The sequence below is a fragment of the Citrobacter amalonaticus genome (assembly GCF_001559075.2).
GTDB lineage: Bacteria > Pseudomonadota > Gammaproteobacteria > Enterobacterales > Enterobacteriaceae > Citrobacter_A > Citrobacter_A amalonaticus_F.
This window is the reverse complement of the sequence record NZ_CP014015.2, coordinates 2,592,283-2,612,875: the sequence shown is the minus strand read 5'-3', so window position 1 is coordinate 2,612,875 and position 20,593 is coordinate 2,592,283. Positions and strand designations below refer to the sequence as shown.

Sequence of the window (20,593 nt, the reverse complement as noted above, 5' to 3'; positions counted from 1 at the left end):
GTGTATCCTCGCATTCGATGTATAATTAAGTATACAGCGATGTGAGAACACTTAACAGATTGTCATCTGGAGTTATCAGGCGCTGGTCACGTCGTACTCCATACGGCGTAGCGCATCCAGCGTGGCTTTGGCTTCTTCTTCATCGATGATGCTCATCGCAAACCCCACATGCACTAACACCCACTGCCCGACCAGTTCTGCAGGACTGCCTTCACATATCAGCGCAATATTCACATCACGCTTGATGCCGCACACTTCCACCTGCGCAAGCTGGTGAATATCTTCACCGACGGCCAGAACCTGGCCCGGAACGCCTATACACATATCTGACTCCGCCCCATGTCACATCATGGTTTATTCAACTTCAATACTTTTCACTTTCAGCGAATCGCCGGTATCAACGCGCAGTCGGTCGCCATGACAACGCGGACATTGCGCATCGTGCTGGGTGATTTCAACCGCCTGACTGCAATCCCAGCACCATGCCTGTGCCGGTTTGTAATCGATGTGCAATTCACAGCCTTGCGCCACCGTCCCCTGGCAGACAATGTCAAAACTAAAACGTACCGCGCTCTCTTCGACACAGGACAGCGCGCCAATCTCCAGCCACACGCCGGTGACGCGCTTTACGCCATGCTGCTCAGCCTGCTGTTGAATGATTTCAACCGCACTCTGGCAAAGAGACAGCTCATGCATTCTGCAAACCCCGACGCCCAAACAGCAACGCGCGACGGCTTGTCTGCGGCGCATCCGGATCGCTGACCGGCAGCGACAGCAGCATGCGCGCGCAGTCATCGGCCAGACGCACGCCCTCTTGCGCCGACAGGCTGTGATTGAGCGGCGACATCAGGGAACAAGAGAGGTATTGCGATACACCATCCAGCTCACCCACCGTGAACGTCATTGTGCCATACGGCAGACGCAACCCAAGCTTTTCACTGACTTTACGCACCGGCCAGAGCTGGTCTGGCCCTGGGAAAATCAGCGCGCTCAGCATCCACGGCGTAATCACGCATCCCGTCCACTGCCCTTCAAACAGCGTAAAGTCAGAGACATACACTGGCATATCAGGATGCAGAAAGGACAGATCGTGCATTGAACGCTGCGCAATCGCTTCAAACGCAGCCTGAACCTGTGCTTTCGGAGCAGTCTGGAACCCGGAAATCTCCTCAGACATGCGACGCCTCCCGTGGGATCGCTTCAACGCCCGACTCACGCAGCGCAGCCAGAACCTGCGCAAGCGCAGGTTCAATCATCGCTTCAACCGTTGGCGTTAAGCCAATATTCGGCTCCAGCGATTCCGGAATGACGCCAATTAGCGTCAGTTTTTTCGGAAACTCGCCGGTAAAGCGAAGGGCCGACAGAACGTCGGCCAGGCCCAGCTGGTGCGGGGAGATTTTGTTGGTAAACAGCGCCGGCACTTCATCATCCCGCAGGATCATCAGCGTACCCGGGGCGTTTTTTCTCGAGACAATGGCGTCCGCGATGATCAGATGATCCCGGTTCGCCATGTCGCCGAGCAACTCCATACCCGCCGTACCGCCATCGAGGATTTCAACGAAATCCGGCAATTCGTATCGCTGCTCTAAGGCTTCAACGATACGAACGCCGATGGCTTCATCGGTCAGCAAAATATTGCCGACCCCTAAGACTAAAATCCGCATTACAGAACCTTCACAGAGACAACTTCGTTCCCGTCAGCGTCAACAACGTGCACCGCACACGCCATACAAGGGTCGAAGGAGTGAATAGTACGTACCACTTCCAGCGGTTTTTCCGGATCGGCAATCGGCGTACCGACCAGCGACTGTTCGTACGGACCGACGTCATCGTTGAAGTTACGCGGACCGGAGTTCCAGGTTGACGGTACTACCGCCTGGTAGTTGCTGATAATGCCGTCTTTAATCACCATCCAGTGAGAGAGCATCCCGCGCGGCGCTTCAAGGAAACCAACGCCTTTGAATTCACCCGTTGCCGGAATATTCGGTTTCACGAACGTGGTGTGATCACCTTTGCCGATATTGGCAATCAGCGCACTGTACTGATTCTGCAGGATACCCTGTAGTTCGCAGCAGTGAACGGTACGCCCAATAATGCGACCCAGCGTAGAGTGCAACTGCGCCACTTCCAGCGTTTTGCCCGTCAGCTTCTGATAAATCGCAATGATTTCATTCAGTTTCGCCTTCGTGGCCTCACGTCCGGACGCCAGTTTAACCAGCATGTTCGCCAGCGGACCCACTTCGACGGTTTTACCGTAGAAGGTCGGGGATTTCACCCATGAATATTTGCCATCATCCGACCAGCCGTTATATTCCGGAATGGTCGTCCCTTCCCACGGTGCCTGCGGAGCTTCGTCTTTATACCAGGCGTGCTTGGCGCTCTCCTGGATCCCTTTGATCAGGTACTCGTCGGAGTGAGAAGAGATCGGGCGATAGCTCGACAGATCCGCATTCTCGATATAGCCGCCCGGGAACAGGAAGCTGCCGTTCTTCCCGTCAGTCGGGAATTCCGGCGCAGCCAGATAGTTAACCGCCCCTTTACCATGCTCCAGCCAGTCCGGATAAAACGCCGCGATCACCGCGGTATCCACCTTGTAAACCTGTTCAACAAAGTCGCTCAGTTTGTCGATGAAGGACTTGATGTACATCAGGCGTTCCAGGTTCAACACGCCCAGACCATCGAGGTTGATCGGGTTGGCAACGCCACCCACCGCCAGGTTCTGGATGTGCGGTGTTTTACCGCCCAGCAGCGCCACTACGCGGTTAGCATCACGCTGACATTCCAGCGCCTGTAGATAGTGAGCTACCGCAATCAGGTTCACTTCCGGCGGCAGTTTCATCGCCGGGTGTCCCCAGTAACCGTTGGCGAAAATCCCCAACTGGCCGCTGGCAACCAGGTCTTTGATCTTGTTCTGAACCTTCGTGAACTCTTCCGCACTGTTCAGATGCCAGGTCGACACGCCGTTCAGCATCGCTGACGCTTTTGCCGGATCGGCTTTCAGCGCCGAGGTAATATCCACCCAGTCCAGCGCCGAAAGCTGGTAGAAGTGAACGATATGGTCATGAGTCGTATGCGCCGACAGAATGATGTTACGGATATACTGAGCGTTGACCGGAACGTCGATGTTCAGCGCGCTTTCTGCCGCACGAACGGAGGCGATCGCGTGCGTGGTCGTACAAACGCCACAAATACGCTGCACAATCATCCACGCGTCACGCGGATCGCGATTCTTCACGATCTCTTCCATACCGCGCCACATGGTGCCGGAAGCCCATGCTTTTGAAACAACGCCGTTTTCGATTTCGCAATCGATACGTAAGTGCCCCTCAATACGGGTTACGGGATCAATAGTAATTCTCTGGCTCATGCTTTGCTCGCCTCATGACGATTGTGATCGTTTTGTTTTAAAGGAGGAAGTATCGGCAGTAGACGAATGAGTACGATATAAGCGCAAATCTCAATAGCCACAAAACCAATAGAAATCAACAGTTCTTCCCAGGTCGGGAAGTAGTGGTAGCCACCGCCTGGATTGAATGCCACCAGCGAATAGGACAGACGCCATGCAGCACAACCCAACAGCGCACTGAGCGCAGACAGGTACAGCATACGGGAGTCAAAACGCCACTTCGCAACGCGCAGCACCACTATCGGGAATACCATCAGCACGACTTCAAGCCAGAACATTGCTGAGTAGAAATCGCCTGCAAAGGCATACGACAGCTTGTCCCGGTAAATCAGCTCACCAAAGCGCAGCACGACAAAGATCGCCAGCATCACACTGATGGTGTTCGTCAACTTGATGAACAGGTTCTTCTCATCCGGACCGTTTCCTTTCAGACCCGCCTGAACCAGCGAGCCTTCAAAGATGACGATCGAGAAGCCCATAATAAAGGCGGTCAACACCGAGAACAGCGGCAACATTTCATAGCTTTGCCACAGCGGATGCACCTTGTAGCCTGCCGAGATCATCAGCGAGCCCATTGAGGACTGGTGCATAGTTGGCAGCAGCGCACCGAGGGCGATGATGAAGAACATCAGCTTGTTCAGGCGTTTCAGCGACACCTTCCAGCCCAGACGTTCAAACAGCGCAGGGGCAAATTCCAGTGCCATCACCCCAATGTAGATGGTCATACAGACCGCCGTCTCGAACAGCACCGAGTTCACGTTGAAGTGACCCGGAATGTAGAAGTACGGCAGGTTCCAGTAACGACCCACATCAATGGTGATTGACAAGCCACCCAGAGAATAACCAAACAGACTCGCCAGCAGCGCCGGACGCACCAGCGGATGGTATTGTCCCCGGTTGAAGACATACACCGCCCACGCCAACGCCCAACCACCACAGGCAAAGCCGGTGCCGATTAACAGGTCAAAGGCAATCCAGACGCCCCACGGGAAACCGCCGTTCAGATCGGAGACAGACCCCAATCCAAATACCAGACGCTTCACGATCAGGAGCATACAGAGGATGATTAACGGCCCGAAGATGATGACCGGTTTGCTGATAATTTTGCCGCCCAGCGGTTTAGGATCATGACTCATGATCGTCTCCTCCGTCGTGATGGTCGTTTTTGGTATTACGACGAACCAGCACGGTCAAGCCCGCCAGCACGGCCAGTGGTAGCATCATGCCTTTATACAGGGTGTGTTGAACATGTTCGGAACGCGCGCCGGTTGAAATCTCATCCAGCTTCGGCAGATCCAGATTCTCGTAAGGAACACCTGTCAGTACCAGCACCTGAGTCCCACCGCCCTCTTTTTCACCGTAAAGATGCGGATAGTACTTCGGTACCGTATGCAGATAGGTATCACCTGCTTTCACCGTCTGACGCGGATAGTGATATTCGCTGCCAGGCTTCAGCGCCAGACGTTTTTGCGCCTCGGCCATCAACTCTTCACGGGTACCAAAAATGACCGCCCCGGCAGGACAAACCTCAACACAGCCAGGCAAGCCACCCTTATCAAGACGCTCAACGCCTTTCTGGTTACACAATTCACATTTGTGAAGCGCACCAAACGGGTTGTTGTAGTCATACTTCGGCACGTTGTACGGACAGGCAACCATGCAGTAACGGCAGCCGGTACAAACGTCTTTGTTGTAATGAACGATGCCGGTTTTCGGATCTTTTTTCAGCGCGGAAACCGGGCAGACAGAAACGCAGTTGGGATCGACGCAGTGCATACACTGTTTCTTGATGTAGGCATAGCCGTTCTCTTCCTGATCTTTATTGACGCCCGTGCCGCTACGCCACACCTGAATGATGTTATTGGTATACGGCGACAGTTTGTCGTTGTTCGACCAGGTCTGCTCCCCTTCCGGGTTACGCATCGGGAAGTTGATATCCTGACACTTGGTCACACAGGCCTGACAGCCCACGCACAGCGTCGAGTCATACAACATACCCAGAGAACCGGGGATGGGCGGGCGATTTTCTGCAGCCGCGTGGCTGATAGACGGCGCAGCGCCTAACAGCAACGCCCCGCCGGAGGCTGCTTTGATAAAGTTACGTCTGTTCACGGTTATTCTCCCCGTGAGTCAGCGTTATCTTTCTTTTGCTGACGCCCCAGTTCACGTACCGCCATCACGCTGACGCCGGCCACCAGACCGACAACGCCGCCAAGCAACCCGATAGCGCCGGCAGAAATGTTGCCGCCCTCTTTCATGTTCACATCAGGTTTTTCGGAGCGGGGTGTCTGATTTTCCACGTGAGCAAGTTGGTGAATGCCCTTATGGAAACCAACGCCTTCTTCGTTGCAGCCGTAGCATGGGTGACCAATCGCCACCGGCCAGACGCCGCCAACGTCGCAGAATTGCAGTGTGGAGCAGTTGCCCCAGGTTTCTGGCCCTTTACAGCCGAGGTGGTAGAGGCACCAGCCTTCGCGGTGACCTTCATCGCCGAACTCTTTCGCGAAGCGACCGGCATCGAAGTGCGGACGACGTTCGCAGTGTTCGTGAATCAGGCGGCCATAGGCGAAGGTCGGACGGTTTTTCGCATCCAGCTTCGGCGGTTTGCCCCAGGTGATGATATGGGCGACGGTCGCCAGGAAGTTATGCGGGTTCGGCGGGCAGCCCGGAATGTTGATGATGGTTTTACCTGGCAGAACTTCCTGCAGGCCAACCGCACCGGTCGGGTTCACGCCGGCAGCGGCAACACCACCCCATGCGGCACAGGAACCGATAGCGATAATCGCTGCCGCACCTTCTGCCGCTTTGCGGATATGATCCACAATCGGCTCACCGGCAACCATGCAGTAAATACCGTTATCTTTTAAGGGGATGGAACCATCAACGACCAACACATACTGCCCTTTGTACTTCTCGAGCGCATTGTGTTTGTTCTCTTCAACCTGGTGGCCGAAGGCAGCGGAAAGTACCTCATGATATTCCAGAGAGATGGTCTCCAGAACAAGGTTTTCTACCGTGGGGTGGGTCGCGCGAAGGAGGGATTCGGTACAACCCGTGCATTCCTGAGCACCAATCCAGACAACCGGTGGGCGCTGCGGACGGGATACCGATTCAGCCATTTCGGCGGCGGCTTTGCTACTGAGCCCCATCGTGGCGGCGAGTGCTGCACAAAGCTTCATGAAATCACGGCGGTTAACGCCATGGGAATTAATGAGAGTGTTATCTCCAGTCATTTTATAGTTATTCCGTTACGAAGACCTGGCTCTTATTTTGCATCAATCGCAAAACCGTAACTGCGATCGGTGCGCCATTTACCACACTTTTGTTATGGTTATGTAGCCTATGATACTGCGAGGGAATACTAAAACGAAGGGAGTAGCGGCTAGTGTAATTAATTAAAGCAAGATAATACCCCCTTTGGATCAACCTTCGAGTCGATAACCCGCCATGAAAAAGCGAATTGTGGTGCTGGATTGATTTTCCCGAAAGAAGTCCATCACCATTTCTTTATCCAGCCCATAACGCCGCGTCAGGATCCCTGCCTCCCAGGCGCTGAGTTGTCTGTCGCCGGTTTTTTCAAACATGCGATGCGAGAATCCTAATACAAATCCGCGCTTATAATCCGAGCAAAAATCCACCACATTGCGAGCGCTGTCCGCTTGCGTGGCGCTTAATCCGGCCATCAGGCCCTTGCCAAAATGATTATTCATGACCCCTCCTCAATCGCTATATAATAAATTATATAGCGATCTTTTAAACAAAGGCCAGAGGGTTCAGCGACTTTTTTACTCTCCCTTAGAACGCCACCCACTCATCGCCTGGCGCAGCGGTTTCCGTGCGGCGTTGACCGGCGGGCGCCACACTTTTGGCGGGGAGATTGGGCGTGTCATTTTGCGACAACCGGAACTGTTGTACGGAACGTTGTAAATCTTCCGTCTGTCTCTCCAGCGCTGCGGCGGCGGCGGAAACCTGCTCCACTAGCGCGGCGTTTTGCTGCGTAACGCCATCCATTTGAGTAATCGCGACGCCGACCTGAGAAATCCCTTTGCTCTGTTCTTCAGACGCCGAGGCAATTTGTTTCATGATGGTGTCGACTTCCGTCACGCCACGCAGGATCGCCTCCATCGTTGAGCCGGTATCCTTCACCAGCACCGCGCCGTGGTCGACGCGACGCACGGATTCGGCAATCAGTGTTTCAATCTCTTTTGCCGCATTCGCACTGCGGCTTGCCAGATTACGCACTTCACCGGCGACGACGGCAAAACCACGCCCTTGCTCACCCGCACGCGCCGCTTCGACCGCAGCGTTCAATGCAAGAATATTGGTCTGGAAGGCAATGCTATTGATGACGGTCGTTATTTCCGCAATCTGCTTCGAGCTGGCGGAAATCCCGTCCATGGTCTCGACCACTTCGGACACCAGCGAACCGCCTTTTCCTGCCGTGCGTGATGCCGCATCAGCCAGAAGACTTGCCTGACGGGCGTTATCCGCATTCAGTTTCACCGTTGCGGTGAGCTGCTCCATGCTGGCAGCGGTCTCCTCCAGCGCCGCGGCCTGCTCTTCCGTTCGCGACGAAAGATCGTTGTTGCCGCTGGAGATTTCAGTCGCGCCGCGCCAGATATTGTCGCTGCCAGAGCGGATCGTGTTCACCGCGTCACGCAGGCTGTCCTGCATCGCCCGTAATAAAGGCACTAGCTGGCCGACGCAGTTGCGGCCAATATCGTCAATCGGCTGACTGAGATCGCCCTGAGCTATCTGGCGAAACTGCTGGCGGATCCGCGCCAGCGGTTTCACCAGCATGGTCACCAGATAGCGATCGGTGAAGAAGAGGATCGCGATCCCCAGGATCACCGCACCGATGATCAGCGTACGGATGATCGACGTTTTGCCATCCACCATCACGCGGGTTTGATCCAGCATGACGCCTGCAGTTTTATTAAAACGTTCCGCACTGGCACCAAACGCCCGGCTCAATACCGGCGTCACCTTGTTTGCCTGCTCGCTCCAGGCACTCTGGGTACCCTGTTGCGCCAGCTGCATTTGCGGCGTGACACCCTTATCAAGCAGATCCTGCCAGCTTGCCAGCACGGCGGCAGACACCTCGGGATCCATCGGGCCCGGCGAAAGAGTTTTCATCTCTTGCAGATTTTTGCTCATGTTATCCAGCGCCTGCTGCACGGGAGCGAAATCCGGCGTGCCGCCGCTGGCTTTCAGTTCCATCGCGCGACTGAGACGGGTAACAAAGCGGAAATACTGATCGTTGCCCTGGCTGAGCACCGTCATCTGGCGAACAAGATGGCGATCGACTTCGTTGCCTTCAGCGACACGGGAAAGAGACCAGGTGCTGTACAGACCCACACCCACCCACATTAAACAGAAAATACCCAGGATCGTCAGCATGACGGCCCGAATGGTGAAATTACGCAGTATGTACATATATGTTCCTTGCCGTTAGGGAAAAGTCGCCCAGAGGCGAGTCTTAACCTCGTTATCGGCAGAAACGGGCGAAGTTATAATCTTTCGTAGGTATTTTTATAAAAATTTTCGATCCCTTTCATTTCCCAGGAAACAGATGCTCAGAAGATGAAAATCCCTCTGGAAATTACGTGTTTATTTTTTTCAGGGAATGTTGAAATGTAAAACACTGACTCAGCAAATTATTTACCCATCCCGAATGAGGCATGCCATTCTGAATGGTAGCATCTATGAATGTTGTCCAATTTTGGATAAAACACTAATAATTTGTCCGCTAAGTGCACAGTTGCATTGATAGAAAAAATGTAATCATGTGAATTAATTAATTTAAATAGCCATCACGCATGATATTTTTTCAGTCCAATTTTAGACTTTATTACATCAACACAGCTTAAGATGTTTCTTAATCGCGATTATTTCCATTAAAAAGAGATCAAATTCACTCCCTACGTTTAATGGAATAAAAAATGCGCAAATTAATGAACCGCACAGTGTTGTCGCAATGTGTTTTAGTCGCTTTAGCCTCATTTAGTACTCATGCTTTAGCCTCAACCAACTCGACCTGCACTGAGGGAAATACCTCACAAACCTGTGGCTTAAGAGCGGCAACGGCCAGCGGGATTAATGTTTATCAGCAAGACACTGGCGTCACAAACGCCGTGATGGCAGACCCGACTTCCGGTTCAATTTTTATGAATGGCCATAAAAATGCGGGCGAAACCCAGTCATTAACCGTCAACGGAACCAATATGACGGGCAGTTACATTCAGGGCAGCAAAGGCGGTACGGCAAATATCACCGTCATGAACGGCGCAACCGTCGATATGATAGAAGTGGGTGATGTCGGCACCACCACCAATACCACTGTCACCGTCAATCATTCGACGCTAAATGGCGAAAATGATGCGATTTCCTACCCCAACAATAAAAATTACATGTTGGGTGCAGCGATTTATCTCGACCCGGCGGATGACGGTTATCATACTGCCAATATTGCCAATGGCAGCGTTTTGCACGGCAGCATTATGAGTGGTGGCGCGGGCGCACAAACGATATCCATGAGCGACAGCACCCTGGATAAAGGCGGTATTTACGCCGGTAGCGAAAATTCTGATACGACCATTTCACTGACCAATACAACGGTAAACGGCACCGAGAGTCGAGTAGCGTTAAATCCCGACCAGGCTGCGGACTTCCTGAACGATACGATATTTGAAGATACCAACCTTAATACGTATGGTGATATCACTGTTGCGATGTTCGGTACCACCAACACAACGCTGACGATGAGTCACAGTACCGTCACCGGTGATGTGGGGGCAGACAATGAAAATGGCACCACCCGCCTTTCTCTCACCAACAACAGCGTCATCAACGGTAATGTCATTCTGAGTGGCCAATCAAATAATAACGTTCTGGTCGATAACAGCGTCATTAATGGCGATGTAGACGCCAGTACGAACAGCGGCAATACCACCATCACTCTGCAAAATAATGCGAACGTCAACGGCGATATTACGACAGGGACAGGCAATGACACGCTGGTACTGACCAATAACTCCCACGTGAGCGGTAATGTTAACGGCGGCGACGGCAGCGATACCCTGTCTATGGACGCGGGAAGTTCTGTCTCCGGTCAAATCAGTCAGTTCGAAACGGTCAATACGACCAGTAACAACAACATCAACATCGATACAATTAACGATGCGACAACCTGGAATCTGCAAAATGGTTCAAGGCTGATCGCCAGCACCACGGGCAGCAATGCGTCCGTCAATATGAGTACCGACAGCTTTGTTGATTTTGGCACCATTACCGGTACGAACAATGCCGTCGTGGTAAGCTCGATTTCCCCTTCCTCACAGAATCAGTCAAACCTGAAGCTGGGCACTTTCACTACCACGGGCACCTCGACACCACAGAGCTATGCCGGCGCCTCGTTTACCAATGGACAACAGTCCGTTGAAAACCGTAGTGGCGCCTACAACTACGACAATAGTCTGGATATTGTCGCCGCCGACACCGCACCGCAGACGAGGCTGAAAGCGGAGAATAGCCAGACCTGGAATATCCTGTTCAGCAGTTCAAAAGGATCGCTGGCAAGCGACGTTCAGGGGCTGATTGCCGGTCTGGATGCCGCGGAACAGGCGGGCCATCAGGTCGCTGACGATATCAGCAATCATATGAATCAGGTTCATCTCGCCAGCCTGTTTGGCGAACAACAGGACGGAGCGCAGGTGTGGGGCGACTTCCTGTACCAGAATGGTAACTTCAGCAACGATGTCGATTACAAGAGCATCACCCAGGGCGCACAGGGCGGCGTTGACTGGACGACGCATCTGGATAACGGCGACAGCGTAACGGGTGGTATCGCACTGGCCTGGACCCGCAGTCGCGTGCAGGACACCAGCAACAGCGCGGATAGCTTCAAAGACACGGTTTACGGTAACTATTACAGCCTGTACGGCGGATGGCAGCAGGCGCTGAACGGTAAGGACTGGGGCCTGTTTGCCGATGGCAGCTTTAGCTACGGTGACATGCGTTACTCGCTGTCAGCCAACAATGTGACCGGCGATACCAGCGGTATGACCGAAGCGCTGAGCGGGTCGACCAATGGCAGCCTGTATATGGCGCAAGGCCGCACCGGCGTCAATATCCTGCTGCCAGGCGACACGCTGCTGCAACCCTATGCCACACTGGGTTGGGATCAAACCAAAGCCGATGGTTTCTCCGACCAGCAGATTACGTTCTCTGACAGTCAGGTTTCTTCCTGGAACGGCGGCGCGGGTATTCGTCTGACGACAGCGATTCGCGATCTGAATAAGAACGTGCAGGTCATGCCGTGGATCGACGCACGCTTCCAGAAAGAGTTCAGTGATGATACCGACATCAAGGCAGCGGACTATCACAACACTGCGGGCCATAACAACACAATGGGCATCTTTGGCGCGGGCATCAACGCGACCATCGCACATAACTTCGTGGTGAATACCGGTATCTATGTAGGAACAGGTGACGTGGATAACGATGCCAGTGTGCAGGCAGGGATGAGCTACAGCTTCTAAGCGAGACAGAGTGCCCGGCGGTGCTACGCCTGCCGCGCATTTTTTCAGTTAGTTCAAATATTTATCAAACCATTCCAGTGTCCGCTTCCACGCTAATTCGGCGGCAGCCTCGTCATATCGCGGTGTGGAATCATTATGAAATCCGTGGTTTACCCCGGGATAGACCCAGGCTTCATAGACCTTATTGTTGGCCTTCAGCGCGGCTTCATAGGCGGGCCAGCCTTCATTGATATTTTTATCCAGCGCCGCGTAATGCAGCAGTATCGGCGCTTTTATCTTCGGCACATCCGCAGCGGCAGGCTGGCGGCCATAAAACGGCACCGCACACGCCAGTTCCGGATAGGCCACGGCAGCGGCATTTGAGACTCCGCCGCCGTAACAAAATCCGGTGATCCCCACTTTGCCGCTGGCGTCCGGGTGTTGTTTCATAAACTCGACGGCAGCGAAAAAGTCATTCATCAGCTTTGTCGGATCCACTTTCTGCTGCAAGACCTTCCCTTCTTCATCGTTTCCAGGATACCCGCCCACCGAGCTTAAACCGTCGGGCGCCAACGCAATGTAACCTGCTTTTGCTACCCGCCTTGCGACATCTTCAATATAGGGATTCAGTCCCCGGTTCTCATGCACCACCACCACGGCGGGGACCTTGCCCGTTGTGTTGGCCGGTTTCACCAGATAGCCGCGCACGCTGCCATGGCCGTTTGGCGACGGATAGTGAATATATTCAGGCAAAATATCGGGATCGGTAAATTTCACCTGTTCCGCCAGCGCATAGTTGGGCTTGAGCATATTGAACAGCGCCAGCGCCGTCACCCCGCCAACGGCGTACTTTGCCGCGAGATTGAGGAACTCCCGTTTTGAGATTTTCCCGTGTGCGTAGTAGTCATAATAATCGAGTAATTCTTGCGGAAAATCTTTGGCTGTCAGACGCGTCATCGCATATCTCCGGGATTTGTGATTTTATAAGCATAGAATGAAAACGCTGTTTCGAAAATTCATCACAAGAAAGGAGACATCATGTCCTGGAACGCCTCCCCTGACCGCTATGAGAATATGCAGTACCGCTACTGCGGTAAAAGCGGCCTCCGACTGCCTGCGCTATCGCTCGGTCTGTGGCACAGCTTCGGTCACGTCCAAGCCCTCGACTCGCAGCGCGCGCTGCTGCGAAAAGCCTTTGATTTAGGCATCACTCACTTTGACTTAGCCAACAACTACGGGCCGCCTCCGGGCAGCGCGGAAGAAAACTTTGGTCGCCTGCTACGCAAAGACTTTGCTGCCTGGCGCGATGAGCTGATCATTTCGACCAAAGCCGGTTATGACATGTGGCCAGGTCCTTATGGCTCCGGCGGCTCGCGTAAATATCTGCTCGCCAGTCTCGATCAAAGCCTGAAGCGAATGGGTCTGGATTACGTCGATATTTTCTATTCTCATCGCGTGGATGAAAACACGCCGATGGAAGAGACGGCCTCCGCACTGGCGCACGCCGTGCAAAGCGGGAAGGCGCTGTATGTTGGCATTTCGTCATACTCGCCGGAACGGACGCAAAAAATGGCAGAGCTTTTACGCGAGTGGAAGATCCCGCTGCTAATCCATCAGCCTTCTTACAACCTGCTGAACCGCTGGGTGGATAAAAGCGGTTTACTGGATACGTTGAAAGCCAACGGCGTGGGCTGCATCGCCTTTACGCCACTGGCGCAGGGATTGCTCACCGGGAAGTATTTGAACGGTATCCCGGACGGCTCACGTATGCAGCGCGAAGGGAAGAAAGTGCGGGGTCTGACAGAGAATATGCTGACGGAAGCTAACCTCAGCAGTCTGCGTTTACTGAATGAGATGGCGCAGCAGCGCGGTCAGTCAATGGCGCAAATGGCGCTTAGCTGGCTGCTGAAAGACGATCGCGTCACTTCCGTGCTGATTGGCGCGAGCCGTCCGGAGCAACTGGAAGAAAACGTTCAGGCGTTGAAAAATCTGTCGTTCACCGCAGAAGAGCTGACACAGATTGATAAGCATGTCGCTGACGGCCAACTGAACCTCTGGCAGGCATCGTCCGATAAGTAACGTTCAGCGCCGGGTAGCGACAACGGCTGCCCGGCCTGTTCTGTCAATGCTTATGGCGAGTTAACCGGTCAAGATAGCCCATCACAAACGCCGACAAGACGAAAGTGAGATGGATAATGACGTACCACATCAGCTTGTTATCCGGCACGTTTTTCGCATCCATAAATACCCGCAACAGATGAATGGAAGAGATGGCGACAATCGAGGCCGCAACTTTGTTTTTCAGTGAGGTCGCATCCATCTTCCCCAGCCAGTTCAGCTTTTCCCGTCCCTCAGCGATATCAAGCTGCGAGACGAAATTCTCATAGCCGGAAAACATCACCATCACCAGCAGTCCCCCGACCAGCGTCATATCCACCAGCGACAGCAGCACCAGAATCAGGTCAGCTTCTGCCATCGAAAAGATATTGGGCAGAACATGAAAAATTTCCTGAAAGAATTTTAGCGCCAGCGCAACCAGCGCCAGCGACAAACCAAAGTAGACCGGGGCCAGCAGCCAGCGAGACGCATACATAACGTTTTCGAGAAAGCGTTCCATAAATTCCTGTGATGTAGCAAAAACCGGGCGACAGTATATCCCAACAGTGCAACATCAGATCAACATCCTCCTCAAACTTCGTCGGGATTGATCCACGGGCGCTGATACTCGGGCCACACCAGTGCCACCAGCGACGGATACGCCTCGACGCTAAACTCCCGAAAGCACTGGCGTAAGTTCAACACATCGAGATCGGAATGGGGGACTTTTTCGCCGTTGAGACAGCGTTTTTTTATCGTGTCGTAGTATTTATACACCGCTGAATTGAGATCGCTGCAGCGTCGCTGGGCGTCAAACAGCCCTGGCGTGTCATTCAATTGCGCCATCGTCATGCGTTTTATTGTTGCGTGAAGGAAATCAATATATTCGTGATTGACGCGCCAGTACCATACCGGTGTAATAGCATTCATCAGCGCGGAAAAATGGTCCTCCCCCTCTTCTTTAGTCAGCGGTATTGATTGAGTCGCAGAGGCCAGTTCTTCAGCGTTGCGCGGTTTATTAAACTCGCGCATTAATAAAAGCACGCCGCCGGTCAGCAATAGCAAGGTAATGACAGAATAAAAAATACTGTTCATAGAATGACTCCATTTTTTTTGATTCTAAAATTACCCCATGTTATTGTCAACGCGACCTGCCAAATAAAAATAACTATACATTTGATATTAAAGGATATTGTGACATGCTGCCCGAGCACCTTGTCCCACCGCGTTTTCATCTGTCATCCTCAGGTCAGACGGAAGAAACAGCAGAAAATAATGATAATTTCACTCAGGGAAAAACAACCCTCAGCGATTACGAGGTCGATATCTTAATAAGCACAACCGCCACCGGGCAATCTAAAAATATCCTGCTCGAAGAACGTGACCGTCATTTTAAAGAACGTCTTGAGCGAGTGGCGAAAATTGAGACTTTCGCTCGGGTTATTAATGCGTTACAGGCTGAAGGCGATATCGATGCCCAGACCTTAAGTAAAATAATCTCTGAAATGACCACGCATATAAATGAAAACGGCAACGAAATTTGGCTTAATTTAATTACCCGGGAGAAAGACTCGCCCCTTTTCTATTCTCTGGACGACGAACAATGATTAAAGATGTTGAAGATAACAATGTCTATTTGGCTTTAGATGAGAATAAAAGCGATCAATTTATCTTAAAGCAGAATCTTGCCGCGCTCATCGCCAATAAAAACGCGGTCCTCGAAAGCGTAGCGCAAGAAGTGACTTCTATTCCTGCGGCGCTGGTTCGTCTGAAATGGCAGAACCGGCGGGAAATATACGCGCTTCAGGTGAAGGAAGAGATTTATGGCGCGACGATCAACGCCATTATCAAACAGAACCCGGCGCTGGGTGATAAAATCATGGCGCGGCTGGAGAGCACCTGGCAGCATTTGCTGGCTCGTGAGACCGCTACGCTGCGACTGACGCGCAAACTGGCCGAAGGAAATACCCGCACGATTACCATCACCACCGTTGCGCTCAATGAACACCAGGTACAAACCCGGCGCGACGGGCAATAAAAAAGCCGGGCAGCGATAACGCCTTACCCGGCTTTTCTTCTCATTGTGCCCGTGGCGACAACGATTATTTCGCTTTCGCGACCTCTTCGCCGACCAGACCGATCTTCAGATAACCCGCCTGATGCAGCGTGTCCATCACCTTCATCAGGGTTTCATAGTCGACGGTTTTATCCGCACGGAAGAAGATCGTGGTGTCTTTCTTCCCTTCGGTCAGCGCGTTCAGTTCTGCCACCATGGTCTCGTCCGTCACCGGATCGTTACCAATAAACATGCTGTTGTCCGCTTTGACCGACAGATACACCGGTTTTTCCGGGCGCGGTTGCGGCGTACTGGAGGACGCAGGTAGATTGACCTTCACATCCACAGTCGCCAGCGGTGCAGCCACCATAAAGATGATCAGCAGTACCAGCATAACGTCGATGAACGGCGTCACGTTGATTTCATGCATTTCACCGTTATCGTCCAGATTTTCATTAAGACGCATTGCCATGAAACATTACCCTACACGTAATTTCTGCGCGGTACGCACCGGATGGGCAGATGCGCTTGCATCCAGATCCAGGTCGCGGCTTTGCAGTAACAGCACCTGTGCTGCCACATCGCCCAGCATCGCTTTAAGACCGCCAATCTGGCGGGCAAAGATGTTATAGATAACCACTGCAGGAATGGCCGCAACCAGACCGATGGCTGTCGCCAACAGTGCTTCTGCAATGCCGGGGGCGACGACGGCGAGGTTAGTGGTCTGCGTTTGCGCAATCCCAATGAAGCTGTTCATGATACCCCAGACCGTACCGAACAGGCCGACAAACGGTGAAATCGCCCCAATGGTCGCCAGGTAGCCATTTCCGCGTCCCATATGACGTCCCGCCGCCGCAACGCGACGCTCCAGACGAAAACCGGTACGCTCTTTAATCCCTTCGTTGTCTTCACTGCCCTGAGACAGTTCCAGTTCGTTCTGCGCTTCATTGAGCAATTGGGTGCTTAAGCTTTTGGCACCAAAGTTTGCTGCAATATCGCTTGCCTGATCCAGAGAGCGGGCTTCCGCCAACAGTTGTTGTTCGCGCTTAAGCCGACGCTTCTGGGAGAAGAACTCCACGCTCTTACTGAAGAAGATAGCCCAGGTGACCACTGACGCCAGAATCAGACCAATCATCACGCACTTAACCACGATATCGGCGTGCTGATACATACCCCAGACGGAAAGATCCGTCTGCATCAAATTATTACCCACTCTGTATCTCCAGGACGCAAATCACAAATTCTGAGCGTAATAATATCAAAACGACGTCGAATTGATAGTCGTTCTCATTACTATTTACATAGTGCCGCACCTTTGGTTTCTTTTCCTTGCGCTTACGCAGTAAAACGTCACGGGAGGCGATTTTGATAAAATATTGTGCTTTATCCCGTTCCTGAGGATGCGCATTTTTCCATTCGTGATAGTTTAGACGTCCAGACGTATAAAAACAGGAAACACAACATGGCAGATAAACAACTGGACACCCGACTGGTCGGCGCAGGGCGCAGTAAAAAATACACGCTGGGCTCGGTGAATAGTGTGATTCAGCGCGCTTCTTCGCTGGTTTTTGAAACGGTCGAAGCCAAAAAGCACGCCACCCGCAACCGCGCCAACGGCGAACTCTTTTACGGACGTCGCGGCACATTAACCCATTTTTCGCTGCAGGAAGCGATGTGCGAACTCGAAGGCGGCGCGGGCTGTGCGCTGTTCCCCTGCGGCGCAGCGGCCGTCGCCAATACGATTCTGGCTTTTGTCGAACAGGGCGATCACGTGCTGATGACCAATACGGCCTATGAGCCGAGCCAGGATTTCTGCACCAAAATCCTCGGCAAACTGGGAGTGACGACTGGCTGGTTCGATCCGCTGATTGGCGCTGACATTGTTAAACATCTTCAGCCCAACACCAAAGTCGTGTTCCTCGAGTCTCCGGGATCCGTGACCATGGAAGTCCACGACGTCCCGGCAATTGTCGCCGCTGTCAGACGCGTTGTGCCGGACGCCATCATTATGATCGATAACACCTGGGCGGCAGGCATATTGTTTAAAGCCCTCGACTTCGGCGTTGATATCTCGATTCAGGCCGGGACTAAGTACCTGATTGGTCACTCGGATGCCATGGTCGGCACCGCCGTTTCGAACGCCCGCTGCTGGGATCAATTGCGTGAGAATGCCTATCTGATGGGACAAATGGTCGATGCCGATACGGCCTATATGACCAGCCGCGGGCTGCGCACCCTGGGCGTGCGTCTGCGCCAGCATCATGAAAGCAGTCTGAAGATTGCCGAATGGCTGGCTGCCCATCCGCAGGTCGCACGGGTCAATCATCCGGCGTTACCAGGCAGTAAAGGACACGAATTCTGGAAACGTGACTTTACAGGGAGCAGCGGCCTGTTCTCATTTGTGCTAAATAAAAAGCTCAATAATGACGAGCTGTCCGCTTATCTGGATCACTTCAGCCTCTTCAGCATGGCCTATTCGTGGGGCGGTTTTGAGTCGCTGATTCTGGCCAATCAGCCTGAACAGATTGCAGAAATTCGCCCGGAAGGGGGTGTGGATTTCAGCGGCACGCTGATTCGTCTCCACATTGGTTTAGAGAATGTTGACGATCTGATGGCAGATTTAGCCGCCGGATTTTCCCGCCTCGTGTAAAATTGACGCCAATGGACATCTGTGCAGACACGTCGAGCGAAATTGTCTGCATTTGTTGCGCCCGGGATCAAGTCATCCGGGCCTGTTCAGGAGTACAATAGGATCATTAAGGCGTAAACGCTGTTCCACAGGAAAGTCCATGGCTGTCATTCAAGATATTATCGCTGCGCTCTGGCAACATGATTTTGCCGCGCTGGCGGACCCACATGTTGTTAGCGTCGTCTACTTTGTGATGTTCGCCACGCTGTTTTTAGAGAATGGCCTGTTACCGGCCTCATTTTTACCCGGCGACAGCCTGCTGCTCTTAGCGGGCGCATTGGTCGCGCAGGGCGTCATGAGCTTTGTCCCTACCCTGCTGATCCTGACGACGGCGGCCAGTCTCGGCTGTTGGCTCAGTTATATTCAGGGACGCTGGCTGGGCAATACGCGAACGGTAAAAGGCTGGCTGGCGCAACTTCCGGCGAAATACCACCAGCGCGCGACCTGCATGTTTGACCGTCACGGTCTGCTGGCGCTGCTGGCGGGACGTTTTCTGGCGTTCGTGCGCACGCTGCTGCCCACCATGGCGGGGATTTCCGGACTCTCTAACCGCCGCTTCCAGTTTTTCAACTGGCTGAGCGGTCTGCTGTGGGTCGGCGTGGTCACCAGCTTTGGCTACGCACTCAGCATGATCCCGTTTGTGAAGCGCCATGAAGATCAGGTCATGACCTTCCTGATGATCCTGCCCATTTTTCTGCTGGCGGCGGGGTTGATCGGCACGGTGGTGGTGGTGATTAAGAAGAAATACTGTAGCGCCTGACCTGAATCCAGCCGGATGACGCGTCGCTCATCCGGCTGACTCGCAATAACGTTAACTCCCCTGCATGGTGCGGATCCGCGCCGCATCTTCTCCCGGCGTCACACCAAAATAGCGTTTAAATTCACGACTGAACTGCGACGCGCTTTCATAACCCACCCGCATTGCCGCCGCACTGGCCTTCATGCCGTCGTGAATCATCATCATCCGCGCTTTATGTAACCGATAGGTTTTCAGGTACTGCAACGGCGATGTGCTGGTCACTGACTTAAAATTATGGTGAAACGCAGAGACGCTCATGTTGGCTTCGGCCGCCAGTTGCTCGACGTTGAGGTTTTCGGTGTACTTATTTTCAATGCGCTTGAGCACGCGACTAATCAGGCTGAAATGGGTCTGACGACTCACCAGCGCCAGCAGCGCGCCGCCGCGTGGCCCGGTCAGCACGTGATAGAGGATTTCACGGATAATCTGTTTACCGAGAATCCGCGCGTCCAGCGGTCGCTCCATAACGTCGAGCAGACGTTCTGCCGCGCAGAGGATCTCCTCAGAGAGCGTGGCGGAGTTGATCCCGCTTGCCGCCATCGACGGCTGAAAATGTTCGTCCTCGCCAATATCCATCAGCAGTTCCTGCAATTGCAGGATATCGACATTGATGCGAAATCCGGCGAGCGGTACGTCCGGTGTCGCATAGGTTTCACATTCGAAGGGTAAAGGTACGGTTAGCAGCAGGTACTCATTGGTGTCGTAACGGAAAACCCGCTCATTGATGTAACCGATTTTATGGCCGGAAAAGAGAAATATGATGCCGGGGTCGTACATCACGGGTGTCCGTAAACCCGGTTCTGTACCATACAGCAGACGGATGTCCGGCAGCAGCTCACTGAGCTTATGTTCATTGCTTTTCAACTGCTTAACTTTATCTGTCAGCAGTAAACAGATCTCTTCGCGGTTCATAACGGGTTATTTTCTCAACGGATGACGACGCCTTGATTGTGCGCAAATTTATCGCTTTTCTCCAGCACTCTGGAGAAATGGGCAAGACATTGGCAGAAATGAGCATTGAGAGGAT

General features: G+C 53.1%; 22 protein-coding genes. 6 read left to right on the top strand and 16 right to left on the bottom strand.

The window, feature by feature from the left end; translation table 11 throughout:
* Nucleotides 1-75: 75 nt before the first annotated feature.
* The 10 genes from hybG to AL479_RS12655 all read right to left on the bottom strand — a co-directional run bounded on the left by hybG (nt 76) and on the right by AL479_RS12655 (nt 8,842).
* Nucleotides 76-324, bottom strand: coding sequence for a hydrogenase maturation factor HybG (hybG, locus tag AL479_RS12700; RefSeq protein WP_042998137.1), 249 nt, complete (start codon nt 322-324; stop codon nt 76-78).
* A gap of 30 nt (nt 325-354) precedes the next feature.
* Entirely contained in the window at nt 355-696 is a 342-nt protein-coding gene (gene hypA / locus AL479_RS12695; RefSeq protein WP_042324177.1) for a hydrogenase maturation nickel metallochaperone HypA, read from the bottom strand.
* Nucleotides 689-1,177 (bottom strand): hydrogenase-2 assembly chaperone, encoded by a 489-nt coding sequence (gene hybE / locus AL479_RS12690; RefSeq protein ID WP_061076305.1) that lies wholly within the window; start codon nt 1,175-1,177, stop codon nt 689-691. The genes hypA and hybE overlap by 8 nt, the downstream gene beginning before the upstream one ends.
* Nucleotides 1,170-1,664 (bottom strand): HyaD/HybD family hydrogenase maturation endopeptidase, encoded by a 495-nt coding sequence (locus AL479_RS12685; protein ID WP_061076304.1) that lies wholly within the window; start codon nt 1,662-1,664, stop codon nt 1,170-1,172. Before AL479_RS12685 ends, hybE begins: the two co-directional genes overlap by 8 nt.
* Nucleotides 1,664-3,367 carry a hydrogenase 2 large subunit gene (gene hybC / locus AL479_RS12680; RefSeq protein WP_061076303.1) on the bottom strand — a complete coding sequence of 568 codons (1,704 nt, stop codon included), beginning with the start codon at nt 3,365-3,367 and terminating at the stop codon, nt 1,664-1,666. Before hybC ends, AL479_RS12685 begins: the two co-directional genes overlap by 1 nt.
* Nucleotides 3,364-4,542 (bottom strand): Ni/Fe-hydrogenase cytochrome b subunit, encoded by a 1,179-nt coding sequence (hybB, locus tag AL479_RS12675; protein ID WP_061076302.1) that lies wholly within the window; start codon nt 4,540-4,542, stop codon nt 3,364-3,366. Before hybB ends, hybC begins: the two co-directional genes overlap by 4 nt.
* A complete protein-coding gene (gene hybA / locus AL479_RS12670; RefSeq protein WP_061076301.1) occupies nt 4,532-5,518 on the bottom strand; it encodes a hydrogenase 2 operon protein HybA in 987 nt (328 codons plus the stop codon). The genes hybB and hybA overlap by 11 nt, the downstream gene beginning before the upstream one ends.
* A gap of 2 nt (nt 5,519-5,520) precedes the next feature.
* Entirely contained in the window at nt 5,521-6,639 is a 1,119-nt protein-coding gene (hybO, locus tag AL479_RS12665; protein ID WP_042998143.1) for a hydrogenase 2 small subunit, read from the bottom strand.
* Between the two features lie 189 nt (nt 6,640-6,828).
* Nucleotides 6,829-7,116 (bottom strand): DUF2623 family protein, encoded by a 288-nt coding sequence (locus AL479_RS12660; protein WP_061076300.1) that lies wholly within the window; start codon nt 7,114-7,116, stop codon nt 6,829-6,831.
* A gap of 85 nt (nt 7,117-7,201) precedes the next feature.
* Nucleotides 7,202-8,842, bottom strand: a complete 1,641-nt coding sequence (locus AL479_RS12655) for a methyl-accepting chemotaxis protein (RefSeq protein WP_061076299.1) — start codon at nt 8,840-8,842, stop codon at nt 7,202-7,204.
* Between the two features lie 731 nt (nt 8,843-9,573).
* Between AL479_RS12655 and AL479_RS12650 the strand changes: the two genes are divergently transcribed.
* A complete protein-coding gene (locus AL479_RS12650; protein WP_225851834.1) occupies nt 9,574-11,946 on the top strand; it encodes an autotransporter domain-containing protein in 2,373 nt (790 codons plus the stop codon).
* Between the two features lie 48 nt (nt 11,947-11,994).
* Here AL479_RS12650 and yghX read toward each other — a convergent pair whose 3' ends face one another.
* Nucleotides 11,995-12,882, bottom strand: a complete 888-nt coding sequence (yghX, locus tag AL479_RS12645) for a YghX family hydrolase (RefSeq protein ID WP_061076297.1) — start codon at nt 12,880-12,882, stop codon at nt 11,995-11,997.
* A gap of 81 nt (nt 12,883-12,963) precedes the next feature.
* Here yghX and AL479_RS12640 point away from each other — a divergent pair, with 81 nt between their 5' ends.
* Nucleotides 12,964-14,004, top strand: coding sequence for an aldo/keto reductase (locus tag AL479_RS12640; protein WP_061076296.1), 1,041 nt, complete (start codon nt 12,964-12,966; stop codon nt 14,002-14,004).
* A gap of 43 nt (nt 14,005-14,047) precedes the next feature.
* Here AL479_RS12640 and AL479_RS12635 read toward each other — a convergent pair whose 3' ends face one another.
* Both AL479_RS12635 and AL479_RS12630 read right to left on the bottom strand, forming a co-directional pair.
* A complete protein-coding gene (locus AL479_RS12635) occupies nt 14,048-14,542 on the bottom strand; it encodes a TIGR00645 family protein (protein WP_061076295.1) in 495 nt (164 codons plus the stop codon).
* A gap of 71 nt (nt 14,543-14,613) precedes the next feature.
* A complete protein-coding gene (locus AL479_RS12630; protein WP_061076294.1) occupies nt 14,614-15,117 on the bottom strand; it encodes an ESA_00282 family adhesion-associated protein in 504 nt (167 codons plus the stop codon).
* Nucleotides 15,118-15,221: 104 nt separating this feature from the next.
* On the opposite strand from AL479_RS12630, the gene AL479_RS12625 reads away from it, so the two are divergent.
* Nucleotides 15,222-15,629: a hypothetical protein gene (locus AL479_RS12625; RefSeq protein ID WP_061076293.1), complete on the top strand. Its 408-nt coding sequence runs from the start codon at nt 15,222-15,224 to the stop codon at nt 15,627-15,629.
* Nucleotides 15,629-16,060: a hypothetical protein gene (locus tag AL479_RS12620; protein ID WP_061077974.1), complete on the top strand. Its 432-nt coding sequence runs from the start codon at nt 15,629-15,631 to the stop codon at nt 16,058-16,060. The genes AL479_RS12625 and AL479_RS12620 overlap by 1 nt, the downstream gene beginning before the upstream one ends.
* Before the next feature lie 64 nt (nt 16,061-16,124).
* Here AL479_RS12620 and exbD read toward each other — a convergent pair whose 3' ends face one another.
* Together exbD and exbB are read right to left on the bottom strand one after the other, a co-directional pair.
* The gene (gene exbD / locus AL479_RS12615) at nt 16,125-16,550 is read right to left on the bottom strand and encodes a TonB system transport protein ExbD (protein WP_042324207.1); all 426 of its coding nucleotides are present in this window, start codon (nt 16,548-16,550) and stop codon (nt 16,125-16,127) included.
* Nucleotides 16,551-16,556: 6 nt separating this feature from the next.
* A complete protein-coding gene (gene exbB / locus AL479_RS12610) occupies nt 16,557-17,291 on the bottom strand; it encodes a tol-pal system-associated acyl-CoA thioesterase (RefSeq protein ID WP_042324209.1) in 735 nt (244 codons plus the stop codon).
* A gap of 249 nt (nt 17,292-17,540) precedes the next feature.
* Between exbB and metC the strand changes: the two genes are divergently transcribed.
* Nucleotides 17,541-18,728 (top strand): cystathionine beta-lyase, encoded by a 1,188-nt coding sequence (gene metC / locus AL479_RS12600; protein WP_061076292.1) that lies wholly within the window; start codon nt 17,541-17,543, stop codon nt 18,726-18,728.
* A 139-nt stretch (nt 18,729-18,867) separates the two neighbouring features.
* Nucleotides 18,868-19,527: a DedA family general envelope maintenance protein YghB gene (gene yghB, locus AL479_RS12595; RefSeq protein WP_042998153.1), complete on the top strand. Its 660-nt coding sequence runs from the start codon at nt 18,868-18,870 to the stop codon at nt 19,525-19,527.
* 51 nt (nt 19,528-19,578) lie between these two features.
* Here the strand turns inward: yghB and AL479_RS12590 are convergent, their stop codons facing one another.
* Entirely contained in the window at nt 19,579-20,478 is a 900-nt protein-coding gene (locus AL479_RS12590; RefSeq protein WP_061076291.1) for an AraC family transcriptional regulator, read from the bottom strand.
* Nucleotides 20,479-20,593: the final 115 nt, after the last annotated feature.